This is a genomic window from Marinobacter arenosus (assembly GCF_019264345.1).
GTDB lineage: Bacteria > Pseudomonadota > Gammaproteobacteria > Pseudomonadales > Oleiphilaceae > Marinobacter > Marinobacter arenosus.
This window is the reverse complement of the sequence record NZ_JAHVAO010000001.1, coordinates 1660842-1679989: the sequence shown is the minus strand read 5'-3', so window position 1 is coordinate 1679989 and position 19148 is coordinate 1660842. Positions and strand designations below refer to the sequence as shown.

Annotated in this window: 20 protein-coding genes; 5 read left to right on the top strand and 15 right to left on the bottom strand. The window is 59.5% G+C overall.

The genetic code is table 11. The features are described from left to right. Positions 1 to 7 precede the first annotated feature (7 nt). The 9 genes from KXD86_RS07810 to trhP form a co-directional block, all read right to left on the bottom strand. The gene (locus KXD86_RS07810; protein WP_218635476.1) at positions 8 to 466 is read right to left on the bottom strand and encodes a SufE family protein; all 459 of its coding nucleotides are present in this window, start codon (positions 464 to 466) and stop codon (positions 8 to 10) included. Beyond that, the gene (gene sufT / locus KXD86_RS07805) at positions 466 to 1008 is read right to left on the bottom strand and encodes a putative Fe-S cluster assembly protein SufT (RefSeq protein WP_218635475.1); all 543 of its coding nucleotides are present in this window, start codon (positions 1006 to 1008) and stop codon (positions 466 to 468) included. The genes KXD86_RS07810 and sufT overlap by 1 nt, the downstream gene beginning before the upstream one ends. 56 nt (positions 1009 to 1064) lie before the next feature. Further along, entirely contained in the window at positions 1065 to 1418 is a 354-nt protein-coding gene (locus tag KXD86_RS07800; RefSeq protein ID WP_218635474.1) for a HesB/IscA family protein, read from the bottom strand. Between the two features lie 13 nt (positions 1419 to 1431). Beyond that, complete coding sequence (locus tag KXD86_RS07795) at positions 1432 to 2685, bottom strand: aminotransferase class V-fold PLP-dependent enzyme (RefSeq protein WP_218635473.1); 1254 nt, start codon at positions 2683 to 2685, stop codon at positions 1432 to 1434. Positions 2686 to 2691: 6 nt separating this feature from the next. Beyond that, positions 2692 to 3978: a Fe-S cluster assembly protein SufD gene (gene sufD / locus KXD86_RS07790; RefSeq protein WP_218635472.1), complete on the bottom strand. Its 1287-nt coding sequence runs from the start codon at positions 3976 to 3978 to the stop codon at positions 2692 to 2694. Positions 3979 to 3990: 12 nt separating this feature from the next. Next, complete coding sequence (sufC, locus tag KXD86_RS07785; protein WP_218635471.1) at positions 3991 to 4764, bottom strand: Fe-S cluster assembly ATPase SufC; 774 nt, start codon at positions 4762 to 4764, stop codon at positions 3991 to 3993. 66 nt (positions 4765 to 4830) lie between these two features. Next, a complete protein-coding gene (gene sufB, locus KXD86_RS07780) occupies positions 4831 to 6279 on the bottom strand; it encodes a Fe-S cluster assembly protein SufB (protein ID WP_218635470.1) in 1449 nt (482 codons plus the stop codon). A gap of 350 nt (positions 6280 to 6629) precedes the next feature. After that, positions 6630 to 7076: a hypothetical protein gene (locus KXD86_RS07775; protein ID WP_218635469.1), complete on the bottom strand. Its 447-nt coding sequence runs from the start codon at positions 7074 to 7076 to the stop codon at positions 6630 to 6632. Between the two features lie 3 nt (positions 7077 to 7079). Further along, complete coding sequence (gene trhP / locus KXD86_RS07770; protein WP_218635468.1) at positions 7080 to 8390, bottom strand: prephenate-dependent tRNA uridine(34) hydroxylase TrhP; 1311 nt, start codon at positions 8388 to 8390, stop codon at positions 7080 to 7082. A 188-nt stretch (positions 8391 to 8578) separates the two neighbouring features. On the opposite strand from trhP, the gene KXD86_RS07765 reads away from it, so the two are divergent. Next, positions 8579 to 8935: a helix-turn-helix transcriptional regulator gene (locus KXD86_RS07765; protein WP_218635467.1), complete on the top strand. Its 357-nt coding sequence runs from the start codon at positions 8579 to 8581 to the stop codon at positions 8933 to 8935. Here KXD86_RS07765 and fabB read toward each other — a convergent pair. The 3 genes from fabB to KXD86_RS07750 all read right to left on the bottom strand — a co-directional run bounded on the left by fabB (position 8922) and on the right by KXD86_RS07750 (position 11959). After that, positions 8922 to 10133 (bottom strand): beta-ketoacyl-ACP synthase I, encoded by a 1212-nt coding sequence (gene fabB / locus KXD86_RS07760; RefSeq protein ID WP_218635466.1) that lies wholly within the window; start codon positions 10131 to 10133, stop codon positions 8922 to 8924. The genes KXD86_RS07765 and fabB overlap by 14 nt on opposite strands. An 11-nt stretch (positions 10134 to 10144) precedes the next feature. Then, positions 10145 to 10654, bottom strand: a complete 510-nt coding sequence (fabA, locus tag KXD86_RS07755) for a bifunctional 3-hydroxydecanoyl-ACP dehydratase/trans-2-decenoyl-ACP isomerase (protein ID WP_218635465.1) — start codon at positions 10652 to 10654, stop codon at positions 10145 to 10147. A gap of 120 nt (positions 10655 to 10774) precedes the next feature. Then, positions 10775 to 11959 carry an NnrS family protein gene (locus tag KXD86_RS07750; RefSeq protein ID WP_218635464.1) on the bottom strand — a complete coding sequence of 395 codons (1185 nt, stop codon included), beginning with the start codon at positions 11957 to 11959 and terminating at the stop codon, positions 10775 to 10777. 126 nt (positions 11960 to 12085) lie between these two features. Between KXD86_RS07750 and KXD86_RS07745 the strand changes: the two genes are divergently transcribed. Then, on the top strand, positions 12086 to 12463 hold the full coding sequence (locus KXD86_RS07745) for a SirB2 family protein (RefSeq protein ID WP_218635463.1): 378 nt from the start codon (positions 12086 to 12088) through the stop codon (positions 12461 to 12463). Positions 12464 to 12467: 4 nt separating this feature from the next. Here the strand turns inward: KXD86_RS07745 and KXD86_RS07740 are convergent, their stop codons facing one another. Continuing rightward, positions 12468 to 13289 carry an ion transporter gene (locus tag KXD86_RS07740; RefSeq protein WP_218635462.1) on the bottom strand — a complete coding sequence of 274 codons (822 nt, stop codon included), beginning with the start codon at positions 13287 to 13289 and terminating at the stop codon, positions 12468 to 12470. Between the two features lie 217 nt (positions 13290 to 13506). On the opposite strand from KXD86_RS07740, the gene KXD86_RS07735 reads away from it, so the two are divergent. Continuing rightward, positions 13507 to 14892: a hypothetical protein gene (locus tag KXD86_RS07735; protein WP_218635461.1), complete on the top strand. Its 1386-nt coding sequence runs from the start codon at positions 13507 to 13509 to the stop codon at positions 14890 to 14892. Here the strand turns inward: KXD86_RS07735 and KXD86_RS07730 are convergent. After that, positions 14889 to 15347, bottom strand: a complete 459-nt coding sequence (locus tag KXD86_RS07730) for an EVE domain-containing protein (RefSeq protein ID WP_218635460.1) — start codon at positions 15345 to 15347, stop codon at positions 14889 to 14891. The genes KXD86_RS07735 and KXD86_RS07730 overlap by 4 nt on opposite strands. Before the next feature lie 105 nt (positions 15348 to 15452). Continuing rightward, positions 15453 to 16811 (bottom strand): MFS transporter, encoded by a 1359-nt coding sequence (locus KXD86_RS07725; RefSeq protein ID WP_218635459.1) that lies wholly within the window; start codon positions 16809 to 16811, stop codon positions 15453 to 15455. A 278-nt stretch (positions 16812 to 17089) separates the two neighbouring features. Here KXD86_RS07725 and KXD86_RS07720 point away from each other — a divergent pair, with 278 nt between their 5' ends. Both KXD86_RS07720 and KXD86_RS07715 read left to right on the top strand, forming a co-directional pair. After that, complete coding sequence (locus KXD86_RS07720) at positions 17090 to 17551, top strand: universal stress protein (RefSeq protein WP_218635458.1); 462 nt, start codon at positions 17090 to 17092, stop codon at positions 17549 to 17551. Positions 17552 to 17595: 44 nt separating this feature from the next. Then, entirely contained in the window at positions 17596 to 19101 is a 1506-nt protein-coding gene (locus tag KXD86_RS07715; protein WP_218635457.1) for an MFS transporter, read from the top strand. Positions 19102 to 19148: the final 47 nt, after the last annotated feature.

Here is a 19148-nt window from a genome sequence, read left to right as displayed (position 1 = left end):
CTGGGGGTCAGGCTGCCTCGGCGGCGGCAATGTCGCGAATCTTGCCGACCATGGCGCGCAGGCCATTGCCGCGGGTCGGGGAGATGTGGCGGAACAGGTCCAGGCTCTCGAACAGTTCGTCGATGTCCGTGGTCAACAGCTCCCGCGGAGATTTGCCGTTCAGCGCCACCAGGATGATGGCCGCAAGCCCGCGGACGATCATGGCGTCGGAATCAATCAACAGGTACAGCTTGCCGCTGTCCTCGTCGAAGTAATGAATGAGCCAGACCTGGCTCTGGCAACCATGCACGTAATTCTCTTCCACCCGGGCTTCGTCCGGGAATGCCGGCAGCTGTTTGCCCAGGTCGATGATATAGGCGTAGCGTTCTTCCCAGTCGTCGAGAAACTCGAACGCGTCGGTGACATCGTCAAGGGTGGTTTCGGAGCCCAGCGGGTTGTTCTTGAAGTCCTGTTCGCTAGCGGTCATTACAGCATTCCCAGTTCAAGCTTGGCTTCGTCGGTGAGCATGTCGTTGCTCCAGGGCGGATCGAAGGTGAGGTCTACGGTAACCTTGTCCACATTGGGTACATGCTCGACTTTGCGCCGGACGTCCTCACAGATCACGGGGCCCATGCCGCAGCCGGCGGCGGTGAGGGTCATCTTGATGTAGACGTGGTTGCCATCCTCGGTGCCGTTGTTGATCTCGCATTCATAGATCAGCCCCAGATCCACCACATTGACCGGGATCTCCGGATCGTAGCAGTTGCGCAGGGCTTCCCACACCTGGTTCTCGTTGACGGTCCCATCTTCGGGCGTCTCGAAGCTGCTTTCCAGGGGCTGCTTTCCGAGCGCATCGGCATCGTGGCCCTCGATGCGGGCAAGGTTGCCGTTCACCGCCACGGTGAACGTGCCGCCCAGTGACTGTGTGATGGTCACAAAGGTGTCGGCCGGGATCATGATTTCCGTTCCGGCGGGAACAAGGCGAGCTTCCACCTCGCGTTTGGTCAGGACGACTTCCCGTTCTTGCATGCCCAGACTGGCCTCGCTTTATCTGTTGTTTGCCTGAGAGCTTGGTTCAGACCCGATCAGGCAACGGTGAAACTTTCCCCGCAGCCACACTCGGCGGTGGCATTCGGATTGCGGAACTGGAAGAGGGAATTGACACCCTCGGTCACGAAATCGATCTCGATACCGTTCACCAGGGGCAGGTGTTCCTCTTTGACGAACACGTCCACGCCATCAATGTGGAAGACCTTGTCGTCGGTCGCGACTTCCTCGACCCACTGGGTCTCGTACTTGAAGCCGGAACAGCCACTCTTCTTGATGGCCAGCCGGATGCCCTTGGCCTCTGGCTTCTTGTCGAGTTGCTTGCGTACGTGTTTGACGGCGCTGGGCGTCATGGTGACGGCAACGGTCGGGGTGAAGACTTCGGCTGTCATAATTCCACCTCCATCAGGCAAACAGGCGCTGGACTTTCTGCAGGGCGGAGAACAATTGTTCCACCTCATCCAACGTATTGTAGAACGCAAAAGAGGCCCGGGCAGTACCGGGAACCCCATAGAAATCCATCAGCGGCATGGCACAGTGGTGACCGGTGCGAATGGCAATGCCCTGCTGGTCCAGCAGCGTACCAATGTCACTGGGGTGCAGGCCGGCAATTTTAAAGGACATCACCGGAACTTTTTGCTTCGCGGTCCCAATGATTTCCATACCCGGTACGGTCTCGACCAGCTGGTTGGCCCGTTCGAGCAGCAAAGTCTCCGCCGCTTCCATGGCCTTGCGGTCCAGGCTGTTCAGGTAATCAATGGCGGCCCCCAGGCCCACCGCTTCGGCGATGGCCGGGGTGCCGGCTTCGAATTTGTACGGCAGGGTGTTCCAGGTGGTGCGTTCGAACGACACCCGCTCTATCATCTCGCCACCGCCCTGGTAGGGCGGCATTTCCTCCAGCAGCTGGGCTTTGCCATAGAGCACGCCAATGCCGGTGGGGCCGAATAGCTTGTGGGACGAGAACACGTAAAAATCGCAGCCCAGTGCCTGCACATCCGGCTGGTAGTGAGGTACCGCTTGGGCGCCATCTACCAGCGTGAGAATACCGTGGGCCTTGGCTTGCTCAATCAGCGCAGCTACCGGATTGACCGTTCCCAGGACGTTGGACACGTGAGTGATGGCGAAGATCCGGGTGCGTTCATTCAGCAGGCTGGTAAAGGACTCCAGATCCAGTTCACCGTCCGGCGTGATCTGGATAGGCACCACTTTCGCGCCGGTGCGTTCGGCGATCATCTGCCAGGGCACGATGTTGGCGTGGTGCTCCATCTGGCTGACCAGGATCTCATCACCGGGTTTCAGGCGCGTGGCCAGGCCGTTGGCGACCAGGTTGATGGCCTCAGTGGTACCACGGGTCCAGATGATCTCCCGTGTACTTTCGGCATTCAGGAAACGGCGAACGGTTTCCCGGGCACCTTCGAATGCGGCCGTCGCCCGGTCGCCCAGTGTGTGCGCACCCCGGTGGACGTTGGAGTGCATTTCCCGGTAGTAACGGTCCATGGCATCCAGAACCGCGACCGGCTTCTGGGCCGACGCGCCATTGTCCAGATACACGAGCGGCTTCCCGTTCACCTGTTGTGACAGGATGGGGAAGTCCCGACGAATGGCTTCTACGTCAAACGTCGGCTTGTTGGCTGCGTTTGCCACGGACAGATCCGTCATAACCGGTTACGCCTCCTCGAAGGTCTGGTCGAAGAACTGGTTCAGCCGCGTTTGCGCGGTGTCGCGAACCGCTTCCACCGGAATCTGTTCGACCAGTTCATTGATGAACGCCATGGTCAACAGCACGTTGGCCTGACGCCGGCCGATTCCGCGCGATACCAGGTAGAACAGGGAGATTTCATCCAGTTGGCCGATGGTGGCACCGTGAGCACACTTCACATCGTCGGCGTAGATCTCCAGTTCCGGCTTGGTATCGATCTCTGCTCCGTTGGACAGCAGCAGGTTTTTGTTGTTCATATCCGCGTTGGACTTCTGGGCGTCCTGGTGGATATGGATACGGCCGTTGAAAACCGCGTGAGACTGGTCAGCCGCGATGTTGCGGTAGGTCTCTTCGCTGTTACAGTGGGCCGCGACATGTTCGATGTTGGTGTGGTTGTCATAGTGCTGCTTGCCCTGGGTGACCACCACGCCATTGAGCTTGCATTCGGCCCCTTCGCCTTCCAGGCGAACCTGCAGATCGTGACGACGCAGGGGGCCGCCAAAGCCAACACAGTGGCTCTCAAAACGAGAGCTGCGTTGCTGGCGGACACCGGTCGCACCGATGTGCTGTACGTTCTCGCCTTCCATGTTCAGGCGAATGCTGGTGACGTTGGCGCCATCGGCTACGTTGAATTCGGTCACCGTGTTGACCATTACGGGTTCGGAACCGCTGGAAATATACTCTTCAACGAGGGTGATCTGGCTGTGCCGGCCGGCATCCACGAAGATCCGTGGGAACGCGGAGCCGCTCGCGGTAGCCGTCACCTCGTGGACGATGAACAACGGCTGGTCGAGAACCGCGTCCGGTTTCAGGCGGATCAGCAGGCCATCCTCGAAGCGGGCCGAATTAAGGCGCGCCATCTGCACGGCCTTGTTGTCGAGGGTGCTGTCCAGGCGGTCGGCCAGCTCGGTTGCCTCCTCATCGGACAGGTCACCGAAATTCTGGATGGAGATGCCGTCCAGGTCCGGGTACTCGCTCGCCTCCGGCATCATGACGCCGTTCAGGAACACCACCTTGTAACCGGGCACGGCGAGACTGCTTCCAGCCTTGCCTTCCGCCGGCAGGGAGATGGCCATGTCGTCGGTCAGCTTCAGGTACTTGCTGGAATACTTCCAGTTTTCCGTTTTCCGCGTTGGCAGCGGCATGTCGACCAGCGCAGTGCCGCGCTGTTTGCGCAAAGCAAGCAGCGGCTCCGGCAGGGATTGCCCGGCCGGGTGCAGGAACGCGGTGGAAAGAGTCGGTGCGGGTTTCATTCCACGGCCTCCTTAGTTGGCTGAACTGTCGGCAGTTTCTTCATCCTTGATGCCCAGCCAGCCGTAGCCGCGCTCTTCCAGCTCCAGCGCCAGTTCACGGCCGCCGGATTTGACAATTTTGCCGCCGGCCAGAACGTGCACGTGGTCCGGCACGATGTGGTTAAGCAGGCGCTGGTAGTGCGTGACCATGAGAATGGCGCGATCTTCGGCCCGCAACGCGTTAACGCCGTTGGATACGACCTGCAGGGCATCGATGTCGAGGCCGGAGTCGGTTTCGTCCAGAATCGCCAGCTTCGGCTGCAACAGCAGTGCCTGCATGATTTCGTTACGCTTCTTCTCGCCGCCGGAGAAACCCTCGTTGACGCCGCGCTTGAGGAAGGCCGGGTCAAGATCCACCTGTTTCGAGACTTCCTTCGCCAGCTTCATGAATTCGGCCGCGTTCATTTCCGGTTCGCCCTTGTGGGCGCGCATGGCGTTGACCGCGGTGCGCAGGAACTGAAGGTTGCTGACACCGGGGATTTCCACCGGATACTGGAACGCCAGGAAAATGCCTTCGCGGGCCCGCTCTTCGGTTTCCAGGTCCAGGAGGTTTTCGCCGTTCAGGGTGACCTCACCGCTGGTGACTTCAAATGCCTCGTTGCCTGCCAGCACCTGGGACAGGGTACTCTTACCCGAGCCGTTCGGACCCATGATGGCGTGTACTTCCCCGGCCTTGATCTCCAGGTTGATACCCTTGAGGATTTCTTTGCCCTCAACGGATGCGTGCAGGTTCTTGATGCTCAGCATTTGTGGGGTTCTCTCTTCGTTAATCTGTATGAATTCGTGTATCAGTGCCCGGAGACGGCGCTGCATTTAACCAACGGAGCCTTCGAGGCTCACTTCAAGCAGCTTGCCGGCTTCCACCGCGAACTCCATCGGGAGTTCCTTGAACACCTCTTTGCAGAAACCGTTAACGATCATGGAGACGGCCTGCTCGGGTTCTATCCCGCGCTGACGGCACAGGAACATCTGCTCATCACTGACCTTGGACGTGGTGGCCTCATGCTCAACGATCGCCGATTTGTTCTTGCTCTCGATGTACGGGAAGGTATGGGCGCCGCAGCGGTCACCGATCAGCAGGGAGTCGCACTGGGTAAAGTTGCGGGCACCCTCGGCGCCCGGGCCAAACTTGACCAGGCCACGGTAGGCGTTGGAGCTCTTGCCCGCTGAAATACCCTTGGAAATGATGGTGCTGGACGTGTTTTTGCCCAGGTGAATCATCTTGGTGCCGGTGTCGGCCTGCTGGTAATTATTCGTCAGCGCCACGGAGTAGAACTCTCCCACGCTGTTTTCGCCGCGCAGGATGCAGCTCGGGTACTTCCACGTTACCGCGGAACCGGTTTCCACCTGGGTCCAGGAAATCTTGGAGTTCTTGCCAATGCAGGCTCCGCGCTTGGTGACAAAGTTGAAGATGCCGCCTTTGCCTTCCTCGTCACCCGGGTACCAGTTCTGGACCGTGGAGTACTTGATCTGGGCGTCGTCGAGGGCCACCAGCTCAACCACCGCCGCGTGCAGCTGGTTCTCATCACGCATGGGCGCGGTACAGCCTTCCAGGTAGCTCACGTAACTGCCTTCATCGGCGATGATCAGGGTGCGCTCGAACTGGCCGGTGTTGGCGGCGTTGATACGGAAGTAGGTGGACAGCTCCATGGGGCAGCGGACGCCCTTGGGCACGTAAACAAACGTGCCGTCGGAGAAGACCGCAGAATTCAGGCCAGCGAAGAAGTTGTCCCCATGGGGCACAACCGACCCGAGGTACTTCTGGACCAGTTCGGGATAGTCGCGGATGGCCTCGGAAATGGAGCAGAAAATCACGCCGGCCTTCGCCAGCGGCTCCTTGAACGTTGTGGCAACGGACACCGAATCAAACACCGCGTCCACAGCAACGCCAGCCAGCTTCTCCCGTTCGTGCAGGGGGATGCCGAGTTTTTCGTAAGTCCTAAGCAGCTCCGGATCCACTTCGTCGAGGCTCTGGGGCATGTCTTCTTTGCGCTTGGGCGCGGAATAGTAGGAAATCGAGTTGTAATCGATTTTCGGATAACCCACGTGTGCCCAATCTGGCTCCTGCATCTCGAGCCAGCGACGATAGGCCTTCAGACGCCACTCCAGCATCCATTCCGGCTCTTTCTTGATCCCGGACAGGCGGGCGATTACGTCTTCATTCAGGCCGGGCTCGAACGTATCGGCTTCGATGTCAGTGACGAAACCGTGCTCGTATTCCCGTTTGATCAGCTCGTTCACCTCTTTGTCGGTGGTCGCCATGATCGTCGCTCCGTATTCTCTCATCGCGGGCCGTGGGGCCCTTGGTGTGCCGGCGGCCTGTATTGTCTGGCCACCGGGCGGATGTCATCAGTTTGGGTGTTGCAGTGATCGCTCACTCCGTGAGTACGCCCTGCAATCGGTTTTTGGATGACGGGTCGTGATGGTCGGCTGTTGTTTATCAACGTAAAAATCCGGCCAAACCCGCTGCTTCTGGCGAGCGATTATACAATACCAGAGTAAAATAGTCAGGTATTAAATTACGCGAGCAGTGATTATACCGTAATCAGGGGCGGCGGCACCAAGGGCCTGGTTATCGGGCCGATAGGCAGGGGGTAAACTTCGACTAATTGCTATTCTGCAGTGTGGTAGAGGTCGTCCAGTTCCGTGGAATAGCTGACACCCACCAGTTTCCAGCCGCTGACGTCTGGCTGGTAATAGGTGAACCGCCAGGCAATCGCGGCGGCCTCGAACTTCTGCAGCCAGGTTTCCCGGGTGAAGTCGCTGGCGATGATCTCTGTTGCGACGTGCGAGCTGCCCACCGGTTCGCCAGCCTGCTTCCGAACCTGTTGGAAGTAGGTGGCCGCTTCCTTGGCCGAATCGTCGTAGGCGCCTGAGTCAACACCAAGGTAGGGGCGCAGGCTGCTGTATGCGGCGACGATGCGACCGCTGGCGATCATATCCATGAACGAACCGGTTTGCTTCCGGATATCTTCGCGGGTAGCGAGCACTTCGGCGACGGTCATGGAACTGGCAGTTAACAGCCAGATCAGGGTGAGCAATGAAATGGTCGGGCGCACGAGTCAGACCTCCGTGTGCAAAAGTCGCGTCAGGTAGCTGTAATCCAGGTTCTCCGGTGTTCCTTCGGGCCGGGGTATCCGGACGGTGTGACCGCTGCCGGGAGCGCAGTCCACTGTGCGCCCGTTCAATGTCTCCATCGCCGCCGCGGCGAAGCGTATATTTCCCGCCGGGGTAATCAGCTCCAGCGGGTCGCCCGGTGCAAACCGGTTTTTGACCTCAATGGTCAGCCACCGACCGTCGTTGTCCTTGATGGCACCGACAACCTGTTGAGTGCCGAGCGACGATGAGCCCTGCTCGTAAGACTGGTACTCCTTTGGCGGATGCCGGCGGAGAAAGCCTTCAGTGTAGCCCCGGTTCGACAGGGCTTCCAGTTGGTCCATCAGCCCCATATCAAAGCGTTTGCCCTGCCGTGCATCGTCGATGGCGCGACGATAGACCTGGGTGGTTCGGGCCACGTAATAGGTACTCTTGGTGCGACCTTCGATCTTCAGGGAGTGCACGCCCATGTTGACCAGCTCCGACACGTGCTGGACCGCGCGAAGGTCTTTGGAATTCATGATGTAGGTGCCGTGCTCATCCTCGTAGACCGGCACGAAGCCGCCGGGGCGGTTGGGTTCTTCCAGCAGGATCTCCTGGGGCGTCACTTCCTGCACGGCGGTGGTCGCGATCAAGTCGCCATTCTGGTCCTGCTGGTGCCGAACCTCCTTGTAGTTCCACCGGCAAGCGTTGGTGCAGGCACCCTGGTTGGCGTCCCGGTGGTTCATATAACCGGACAGCAGGCAGCGCCCGGAATAGGCCATGCACAGGGCACCATGGACAAAAACCTCCAGTTCCATCCCGGGCACCCGCCCCCGGATCTCGCGAATCTCATCGAGTGCCAGTTCACGGGACAGGATGACGCGGCTGATTCCCTGCCGGCGCCAGAACTCGACGGTTGCCCAGTTGACGGCGTTGGCCTGCACCGAGAGATGGATAGGCTGATCCGGCCATTTTTCCCGCACCAGCATGATCAGTCCGGGGTCGGACATGATCAGGGCGTCCGGTTGCAGTGCCAGCACAGGCTCCAGATCCCTCAGGTAGGTGCGCACCTTGTTGTTATGGGGCGCGATGTTGGACACGAGGTAGAAGCTTTTTCCAAGCGCGTGAGCTCGCTCGATGCCCGCCCCAAGTGCTGCAACGTCTTTGAAACTGTTGTTGCGTACCCTAAGGGAGTAACGGGGCTGTCCGGCATAGATCGCATCGGCGCCATAGGCGAAAGCGGTCTCGAGGTGTTCCGGGGTGCCGGCAGGGGCGAGTAGTTCGGGCGTGTTCATCGTGGCTCCGGGAATTAACCGATCCGCTGGGATCGGCTGGGTGGTCTGGACGAATGCGGGCATTCTGCCGTAACCCGGCCGGCGCTCTTTTGATCCTACTCAAAGGTCGTATTGATTCTTTTCAGCTAACATGTGTACGCTGGGCGGCGTGTCCTAATGGGCCAGATAGTGTATCGGGAGGAGTTTGCATGTCATCGGAGCCTCTGAGGCCGGAAATGGCGCGAGTAACCCTGAGTGCCCGGGTAAGCTCGCTGATCAGCGTTCAGCTCACGCGCGGTAAGGTGGGTGTCGAGGCGGTCGCGTCTCAATTGCACATGAGTCGTTATACCCTGCACAAGAAACTGAAGCGGGAGGGACTTACCTTTGCTCGCCTCCTTGAGGATGTACGGCGTAAGCAAGCGCTGACTTATATGCAGGACAAGACCAAGCCGCTGGTGGAGATTGCCGAGCAGCTTGGGTTCTCCGAGTTGAGTGCATTCAGCCGGGCATTCAAACGCTGGATGGGAACGTCCCCGGCTGAATACCGCTCGGTCAGACTTTCCTGAACACCAGCGTGGCGTTGGTTCCGCCGAAGCCAAAGCTGTTACTCATCACCAGGTCGAGGGTCTGGTTGTCCATCCTCTCCCGCACGATCGGATAGCCTTCGGCCCCTTCATCCAGGTTCTGGATATTGGCGGATGGCGCAATAAAGCCTTCACGTTGCATGATCAGGCTGTAAATGGCCTCGTGTACACCGGCCGCACCAAGGGCATGGCCGCACAGCGGCTTGGTTGAGCTCAGCGGAGGAATCCTGTCCCCGAAGGTTTCTTTCAGGGCTTTCAGTTCGGTGACATCACCGGCGGGTGTGCTGGTGCCGTGGGTGTTCACGTAACTGATTTCACCCTCAACGTTCTTCATGGCCTGCTGCATGCAGCGAATAGCCCCTTCGCCACTGGGGGCGACCATGTCCGCGCCGTCGGATGTGGCGCCGAATCCGACCAGTTCGCCAAGAATGGTCGCGCCGCGGGCTTCCGCATGCTCAAGGGCTTCCAGTACCAGTGTCCCGCCACCGCCGGAGATCACGAAGCCGTCCCGATCCTTGTCGTAGGTGCGGGAAGCCAGTTCCGGAGTGTCGTTGTACTTGGTGGACAATGCGCCCATGGCATCGAACAGCAGGCTGAGACTCCAGTGGATGTCCTCGCCGCCGCCGGCCAGCATGATGTCCTGACGGCCCAGGGCGATCAGGTCGGCGGCATGGCCGATGGCGTGGGCACTGGTGGCACAGGCTGACGTGATGCCGTAATTCACACCGGTGATGCCAAAGGCCGTGGCGATGGACGCGTTGATGGCGCTGCCCATGGTGCGGGGCACCCGGTATGGGCCAACCCGGCGAATGCCTTTGTCCCGATGGGTGTCGATGGCGTCGAGCAGTTCCACGGTCGACGCGCCGCCGGTACCGAAAATGGCGCCGGTGGAATTGGCCTTGATGTGCTCTTCGCTCAGCCCGGACTGTTCAATGGCTTCACGGGTGGCCAGGTACGCGTAGCCGGATGCCGGACACATGAAGCGAAAGAGCTTCCGGTCGATCAGTTCCGACAGCTTCAGGTTGATCTGGCCGCAAACATGGCTGCGCAGACCGTTGTCCCGGGCCTCCTCGCTGAATCCGATGCCGGAGCGGGATTCCCGCAGGGACTGGGTGACTTCTTTCTGGTTGGTGCCAAGGCTGGAGACAATCCCCATGCCGGTGATCACAACACGACGCATCTTGTTAACTCCTAAAAATCATCGGTGGAGGTGAACATGCCGACCCGAAGGTCCTTGGCCGTATAAATCTCGCGACCATCCACTTCCATCCGGCCATCGGCAATCGCCATGGTCAGCTTGCGACGGATCACGCGCTTGAGATCCAGATGGTAAGTGACCTTCTTGGCAGTGGGCAGGACCTGGCCGGTAAACTTCACTTCACCGGAACCGAGCGCACGCCCCTTGCCTTCGCCGCCTCCCCAGGCGAGGAAGAACCCCACAAGCTGCCACATGGCGTCGAGGCCCAGGCAGCCCGGCATGACGGGATCATCAACAAAGTGGACCTTGAAAAACCAGAGGTCCGGGTTGATGTCCAGTTCCGCCACCAGGCTGCCCTTGCCGTACAGGCCGTCATCATCTGCGATGTGAGTGATGCGGTCGAACATCAGCATTTCATCGATCGGCAAGCGCATGGAACCCGTGAAGAGTTGGCCGTGCCCGCACTTGATGAGGTCTTCTTTCTCAAAACTATCTGGATTCATAGTGCCAGTGTCTCTGTTACAGAATGATTTACTCTAACTGTAGCTCGGATCTGGCGAGCAGCTATTGACCTTTAGTGGATGATTTCCGAAAGCCGGGTATCGGAGGCGGCACGCCGTTGACTAGCCTTCTTTCCCGTCGGGCCGTGGCGAGGCCAGGATCCCCGTGTAGCGCACCAGGAAGATGCCGAACGCCACTAGCCAAAGCAGTGTGCTGGTGCCGATGCCCGGATGCCATGGAATAACCGCAAGCGCTGTCAGAACGCGGATCGCGGCAGCGAGGTGAATGGCTACGAACGCCAGAACCATCCCTCCGGGCAGAACCAGGGGCCGGCCGGTGTGACCCAGGGAGACCCGGGCAACCACGCCCAGAATGAGGCAACTGATTGCGCCGGCGCCAGCGGCGTGGGTCCAGGCGTTGGAGGGCCAGTCCGCAAGCAGGGCGCCGGCCAGCAACGCCAGGGCCACAGGAACCCAGAGAATCGACAGGTGCAGGATCCACAGCAACGGCTCCCGGCGGGTGGTCCAGCCCTTCCAGCCGGCAAGCCGAACCGTCATCAGGGTTGCCGCGACGATGGCGAGTATGCCACTGACGGTTTGCCAGCCCAGAACCAGAGCGACCATCAGCACAATCATCGAAGCCAGTGAGGTCAGGTCCAGGGCCGGCACCACGCGGACGACAGACGGATCCAGGCCTTGCTGGCGCAGCCAGCCGGAGGAAAAGGCCGGTGTGATACGACCGCCGATGATGCTGATCAGCGCCATGGCCATAATCAGCGCCCCATAGCTATAGGTCATCTCCAGCTTGAGTACGAACCCGACCTGCATCAACCACAACAGCCCGAGGACCACCAGGATCAGTAGCTGGCGTCGTTGGCGTGCGTGCCAGATGCGCCAGCCCGCATCCAGCATCACCAGCGGCAGGAACGCCAGATTCACGGTATGCACCAGCCAGTCGGGCAGGTCTGCGCCAAAGGCCAGCAGCAGCCGGCCAGCAAGCCAGACACTCCACAAGGCAACGAGTCTTACGCCATGAGTACGGGGCGTCTGGGTCCAGACGCAAACCGCAGTGAGCAGAAACCCGGCAATGGCAGCGGACAGGAAACCGAACAGCATCTCGTGCTGATGCCAAAACAGGCCCGGTAGCGCCAGCGGCAGGCTGATCGCGCCGGTGACTTGCATTACCCACACCGGGATCACCAACAGGGCCAGGATGGTCATGGACAGAAAGAAGATACGAAACGGGTAACTGAAGAGCTGGCGAATGCCCGCGGCTTCCATGGCACCTGAGGTGGAAATGGCCTTCATGGTAGGGCTCCCGTAAATACATTTATATTAAATATATGTTGTCGGGTTTTGCCGCAGATGAACATACCTCCTACCGGGTACTTTTGCGTACAATACTGCTATTGCATTGATTCAAAAGGAAACCTGATGAATGCGTACCTGATTCTCAAGCATCTGCACGTGGTCACCGCCTGTATTACGGTTGCCCTGTTTTCCGTCCGGTTACTGATGGACCTTGTCGACCGTCCCGGTTGGCGCCAGACGCCATTGCGATGGATTCCCCATGCCAACGACACCATCCTGCTGTCGGCGGCGATTGGCCTTGTGATCGTGACCCCCTGGATGCCGCTGGTTCACGGTTGGCTCACGGGTAAGATCATCCTGCTGGTCGGTTACATTGTGGCTGGAGCCTTTGCGCTGAAACTCACGCTCAGCAAGCGGGCGCGGGTGGTGGCCGCCATCCTGGCCCTGGTGCAGGTGGCGGGGATCTTCCATCTGGCGCTGTTCAAACCGGCTATTGGCTGAAACCTCAGCGCCGCTCCGATATATGCTGCGTCAGCTCCTTTAGCTGGGCTTGTACCAACTTGAGCTGGCGGGCAATTTCATCCCGCTCGTCATGGGCCTTTTGGGCCTGCTGGGCATTCTGTTCCTCGCCCATTACCTCCAGAATTGCGCCGATCATCATGTTCAGGAACACGAATGCGGTCAGGAAGATGAACGTGAGGTAGTACAGCCAGCTTAATGGGTATTGCTCCATGGTGGCGTACATCACATCGGTCCAGTCCTCGAAAGTGGCCACCCGGAACAGGGTCAGCATGGAAATGGCCACGTCTCCCCACAACTCCTGGTCCACTCCGGAAAAGAACATGGAGCCCATGGCGGCGTAGATGTAAAAAATGATGAACATCAGCAGCGCGATGTAGCCCATTCGCGGTATGGCTTTGAGCAGGGAGTTGATGAGAAAACGCAGTTCCGGCACCACGGACACCAGACGCAGTACGCGGAATACCCTGAGCAGGCGACCGAGAAGGACGGCGTCGGAATTATCCAGCGGAATCAGGCTGCCAATGACCACGAGGGTGTCGAACAGGTTCCATCCGTCCAGCAGGAATCGCCGCTTAACCGGGGCGGCGGTAAATCGGAACAGAATCTCGACCAGGAAAAACACCGTGATGGCGTTGTCCATAACGGTCAATCCCTGCTCCGCCAGCGGAGGCAGGTCATAGGTCTTGGCGCCAATGGTCATTGCCGACAGGATGATGATGCTGATGACCACACCCTGAAATATCTTGCTGGATTCAATGCGGCGCAGTAGTTCGAAACCTGAGGTGGGGCTTAATTCTGACGACATGGCAGACATCGACTCCAGATGATTCACGGAAGGCCGAATTCTAAAGCGCGGCGTCCGGCTTGGATACCCTGAATTGAGGCGGAGGTCCTGCGGTCGGGCGCCGATCTGGCAATAAGTCATGTTTATTCAGGTTGATCAGGAATATTCATTCGCGGTATGTGGAAAGGCTTTCCATACTCAATCGACCAACAACAAAACCAAGAGCGAGTGAAGTCCCATGTCAGAGAGACCCGAGTTACCCGGCTGGCGCTGGGGGCCGTTCACCTTCCGTCTGCCCTTTTATCACACGAAGCTGTGTTGGCCCGAGTTTTTGCAGGGGCTCTTTGTCTCGGCAGCGACGGGCCTGGCTCTCATCCCGGTCATGACCGCATTCTTTGGCCTGAGTTTTGAAGAGGCGGTTGCGTTATCGATGATTCATGCCTCCCTGATCGCATCGGCGGTCGTGGTTTTTGGCGAGCCCTATGCGGGCGGCTGGATTACGCCCGCGTTGCCGCTGATTCTTGCGTTTGTGATCGGGGGCTACGAGGACCCGGTAAGCCGGTTTCAGGCGATGACAGCCCTCAGCCTGGTTTTTGCCACGCTTGTGCTGTTTCTCGGGATTACCGGTCTGGGCCGACGCTTTGTGGTCTGGTTACCGGATACCCTCAAGGCTGGGATCATTCTCGGCGCCGCCATTGCCGCCCTTAAACGGGTGTTCGTCGATGATGCGGAACGCTTTCTTCTTGAGCAGCCCATCGCCACCGGGCTTGCCTGCGCCATCTGCCTGGTCTTCACGTTTTCGGTACCGATGCAAAAGCTGAAAGAACGAAACCGATTCTTTTTCATGCTGGGGGCATTGGGCCTTCTGCCGGGCTTTCTGGCCGCCGCCGTGGTCGGTCCGCTGGTGGGGGAGGTGAGCTTTGATATCCAGTGGGGGCTACTGGTGCCGCCTCTCGGTGACGCCCTGGCAAAAGCGTCGCCCCTGGTTAATGGCTGGCCGTCTCAGGACATGATCATCCAGAGCATCCCGCTGGCGCTGATCGCTTACATCATCCTGTTTGGAGACCTGGTCACCGGCAACGAGGTCCTGCGGGACGGACTGAAAGCTCGCAAAGACGAGCACGTGGATATCAACCTGAATCGCTCGCATCTGTCGTTGGCCATCCGCAACGCCATCATGGGCATTGTGGCGCCATTCTTTCCGACCCAGGGGGCGGTCTGGACCGGGGTGCACGTCATTGTGGTTCAACGCTGGAAACAGGGGCCAAAGGCAATGGGCAGCCTGCACAGCGGGCTGGCGTCCTACTACCTGATGGGCCTGCCCTTCATCTTCTTCCTGTTACCGCTGCTCACCGGGCTCAAGCCCCTGTTGGGCGTGGCCTTGTCGCTCACGTTGGTGCTGACCGGTTTTGCCTGCGCCTATATCGCGATGGCGATTCCCAGGGACAATGCGTCACGGGGCACGGTGGTTCTGATCGGGGCATCGCTGGCGTTCTTCGAGCCCTGGATAGGGCTGTTGATCGGCGTGGTGGCGACACTGGCCCTGGTTGGCTGGGATAAAAGCCCGGATCCGATTCCCCACGACGAACAGGACAACGAGACGGTCGCCGTTGGCCAGCGCTAGCCGACCAGTCCCCGGATGATAGTCCATTGCTCCTCGCTGACGGGCATGACGGAGAGCCGGCTGCCCTTCCTGACGAGGGGCAGTTCGGCCAGTGCCGGCACCGATTTCAGTTCGTCCAGTGGAATCAGGCGTGGCAGGGAATCGACATACCTCATATCCACTGCCTGCCAACGCGGCTTCTCCTTTGAACTTTTGGCGTCGTAGTAGGGCGATTCGGGAACAAACTGAGTCGGGTCCGGGTAGGCGCCTCTGACCACTTCCACGATTCCGGCGATGCCAATGCGTTTGCAGCTGGAATGGTAGATAAACACCTCATCGCCCTCGGCCATCTCCGCCAGGAAATTCCGTGCCTGATAGTTGCGCACGCCGTCCCACGGAATGGATTTGTCCGGCGCCTTGGCGAAATCGTCGATACTGCACTCGGAAGGTTCGGTCTTGACCAGCCACTTAGCCATGGGTACTGCCTCGCTCGGTTAACCCGCGCAGTATACCCGACAAAAACGCCCCCGGAACCGGGGGCGAAGGGTTGTGACCGCGGCTTGCCCGGGCTCTTTGTCGGGTCAGTTCTTGACGCCCGGAGGCATGGCTGACGGATGCTCCGGCCGGTGCGGGCGGTTCAGCGGGTAGAACAGGTGCGGAGTCGCCAGTTCCGGCAGGTCGGTGCGTTCCTCGTGCGCGGCCCACTCCACACGCTCGGCCTTGCGGATCGCGTAATGCATCCAGATCAGGGCGGCGGCGACGATGACGAACATCAACATGAAGCAGCTCTGCCAGATGCCGGTCAGGTCATTGAGGACGCCGAATGCCAGGGGCAGGATGAAGCCCCCCAGACCGCCGATCATGCCCACGACGCCGCCAACCGCACCCACGTGCATCGGGTAATACACCGGAATGTGCTTGTACACCGCGGCCTTCCCGAGCGACATGAAGAAACCGAGGGTGAAGATCAGCACCACGAAGACGGGCAGGCTCATGTCCAGAGTGAACGGGATATCGCCCTCAATGCCATGGACAATGTAGTCGGTGGGCGGATAGCTCAGCAGGAAGCTGCAAATGACCGAGGCGATAAACGTCCAGTACATCACTCGCCGCGCACCGAAGCGGTCTGACAGCCAGCCGCCAAGGATACGGAACAGCGAGGCGGGGATGGTGTACAGGGCGGCGATCATGCCAGCGGTCTTGATGTCCAGGCCGTACACGCCGATCAGGTAGTGCGGCAGCCACAGCGCCATCGCGACAAAGGCCCCGAAGACAAAGAAGTAATACAGGGCAAAGCGCCACACCCGAAGCTCCCGCAGCGGCTCCATCTGTTCAATGAAGGATTTCGCCTTCGCGCCCCTGCGCTCGGCCGCCAGAGGATCTTCCTTGGCCAGCACGATAAACAGAACCCCCATGATGGCCAGAACCGTGGCGTAGACCTGCGCAGTCTGTTCCCAGCCCAGGGCCACCAGCAGGAATGGCGCGCCGAAGTTGGTCACGGCAGAACCGACGTTACCGGCACCAAAAATTCCCAGCGCGGTGCCCTGACGGGCCGGTTCAAACCAGGCGGCGGTGTAGGCGACACCCACGATGAACGAGCCCCCCGCCAGACCAACACCGAGTGCACCGACGAGCAGCATCGGGTAGGTGGTGGCGAAGGTCAGCAGGTAAACGCAGGCGGCGGTGGTAAGCATCAGGATCCCGAACACCCAGCGGCCGCCGTAACGGTCCGTCCAGATGCCGAGAAACAAACGGCTGATGGAGCCGGTAAGGATCGGTGTGGCCATCAGCAATCCGAGCTGGGTGTCCGAGAGTGAAAGGTCCTCGGCAATGCGGATGCCGATGATCGAGAAAATGGTCCAGACCGCAAAACACAGGGTAAACGAGAACGTCGATAAACCCAGGGCGCGGTACTGCTGGGGCTGTGTCGGGGTGGCCATGTCCGCCCTCCGTTGCTGCATGTGATGATGCTTTAACCATACCAAAGACAGGGTTTTTTCATGCGGGGCATTGGAGGTACCTCCGGCAGGGTGGGGCGGTGGTAGAAAAGTGGGGCCCATCGCCGGAGGGGGGATAGGCCGTTGATTTCTCTGGTGGGGTATCCGCCGAATCCGTTGATTTACGTCAAGTAAGCCGGTCATCGGGGTGTGGGCTAATGGCTGACAGATATCAATTGCGGCCCGTTGTACGGGGCGCATGCCTGTCATCGGAGAAGCCCATGAAAATCATGATTGCCTACGACGGATCGCGGAATGCCAGGTTGGCTCTGGCCCAGACGATCACCATGTTCCGCGAACTGAAACCCCAGATCGTCCTGGTCGCGGTGGCCGAAAACCCCCGGGACATTACCGCCGGCAACGAAGACCTGTTCCAGCAGGAAGTCTCGGAGCTCAAGGCCTACCTGAACGAAGCCATGGAGGTCTGCCGTAACGAAGACGTCGGTGCCGAGACCATGCTGCTGGAAGGGGATCCCCGCAAGATGCTGCTTTATGCCGCCGAGAAAAAAATCCATCCGGACATGCTGGTTATTGCCCGCCACAGCCATGAACCGGATGGCGGCTTCATCGCCCGCTCTCTCACCTATTTCGTGGACGAACTGGATTACATGACCTTCGGCAGCGTGAGTTCGTTTCTCGCCCGTCGGATTCAGTGCCCACTTCTGATCCTGCCCAGCCGGTGAATCGGCCCGTTCGAGTTTTCGATTGATAGCCCAAGGAGGCTGACATGAAAGTCGCTGACGTCTTCCACTTCAGGAACGCCGAGATCAAGGCGTTGCACCTGACCTGGATTGCATTCTTTATTACCTTCTACGTCTGGTTCAACATGGCGCCGCTGGCATCGAGCATGCTCAAGAGCGTCGATTGGCTGACCGCCGACGATCTTCGCCTGTTCGCCATCTGCAACGTGGCGCTGACCATTCCCGCCCGGATTATCGTGGGCATGGCGCTGGACCGCTTCGGCCCGCGCCGGGTGTTTTCGGTGCTGATGGTGTTGATGGCCATTCCGGCGCTGGTGTTCGCCTTCGGCAATACCATGACCCAGTTGCTGGTCAGCCGGCTGGTGCTCAGCTCCATCGGTGCCAGCTTTGTGGTGGGCATCCACATGACCGCCATGTGGTTCAAGCCCAAGGACATCGGTTTTGCCGAGGGCTTCTACGCCGGCTGGGGCAACTTTGGCTCCGCGGCTGCCGCCATTTCCCTGCCCACCATTGCCCTGCACATGTACGGGGGTGAAGATGGCTGGCGCTGGGCGATTGCCCAGAGCGCGATCGTGATGGCGGCCTACGGGGTCTACTACTGGTTTGCCATCACCGACGGCCCTGCCGGTACGGTACACCGCAAACCGCGCAAGGCCGTGGCGCTGGAAGTCAGCTCCTGGGGCGACATGGTCAAGCTGATTCTGTGGACCATTCCCCTGGTCGGGGTGCTGGGCATCCTGGTCTGGCGCATCCAGAACATGGGGTACCTGAGTGCCACCGGAGCAGCCATCTGTTACGCGGTGATCTTCGCGATTGTGTGCTACCAGATCATCCAGATCCTCCGGGTGAACGTGCCTATCCTGAAAAAAGGCGTACCCGAGGACGACAAATACCCGTTCAACAGCGTGGCTGCGCTGAACAGCACCTACTTTGCCAACTTTGGCGCCGAACTGGCCGTGGTCTCCATGTTGCCGATGTTTTTCGAGGAAACCTGGAGCCTGAGCGCGACTGCCGCCGGCCTCATCGCCGCCTCGTTTGCCTTCGTGAACCTGGTTGCCCGTCCCATGGGTGGGCTGGTGTCTGACCGGATGGGGAACCGGCGTTTCGTGATGCTCAGCTACATGCTCGGTATTTCCGTGGGTTTTGCCCTGATGGGGCTGATGAACTCCAACTGGCCGCTGATCATTGCGGTGGGGATTACCGTGTTCACCTCCTTCTTCGTCCAGGGAGCGGAGGGCGCCACCTTCGGCATCATACCTTCCATCAAACGCCGCCTGACCGGACAGATTTCCGGCATGGCAGGGGCCTACGGTAACATGGGTGCGGTGGTTTACCTGACCATCTTCACCTCCGTCACCCCGACCCAGTTCTTCTACATCATTGCCGCGGGCGCCTTTATCAGTTGGGTTCTATGCATCATGTGGCTCAAAGAGCCTGAGTCCGGTTTTGCCGATGAATATCAGGTGTCATCGGTGGATCTTCAGATTGAGGAAGAGGAACGTCGCCGCCAGGCTGTCGCCACGACCAGTTGAGGACAGGAAAGGGAGAAGAACCGCCAGGCGCAATCCTGGCGGTTTTT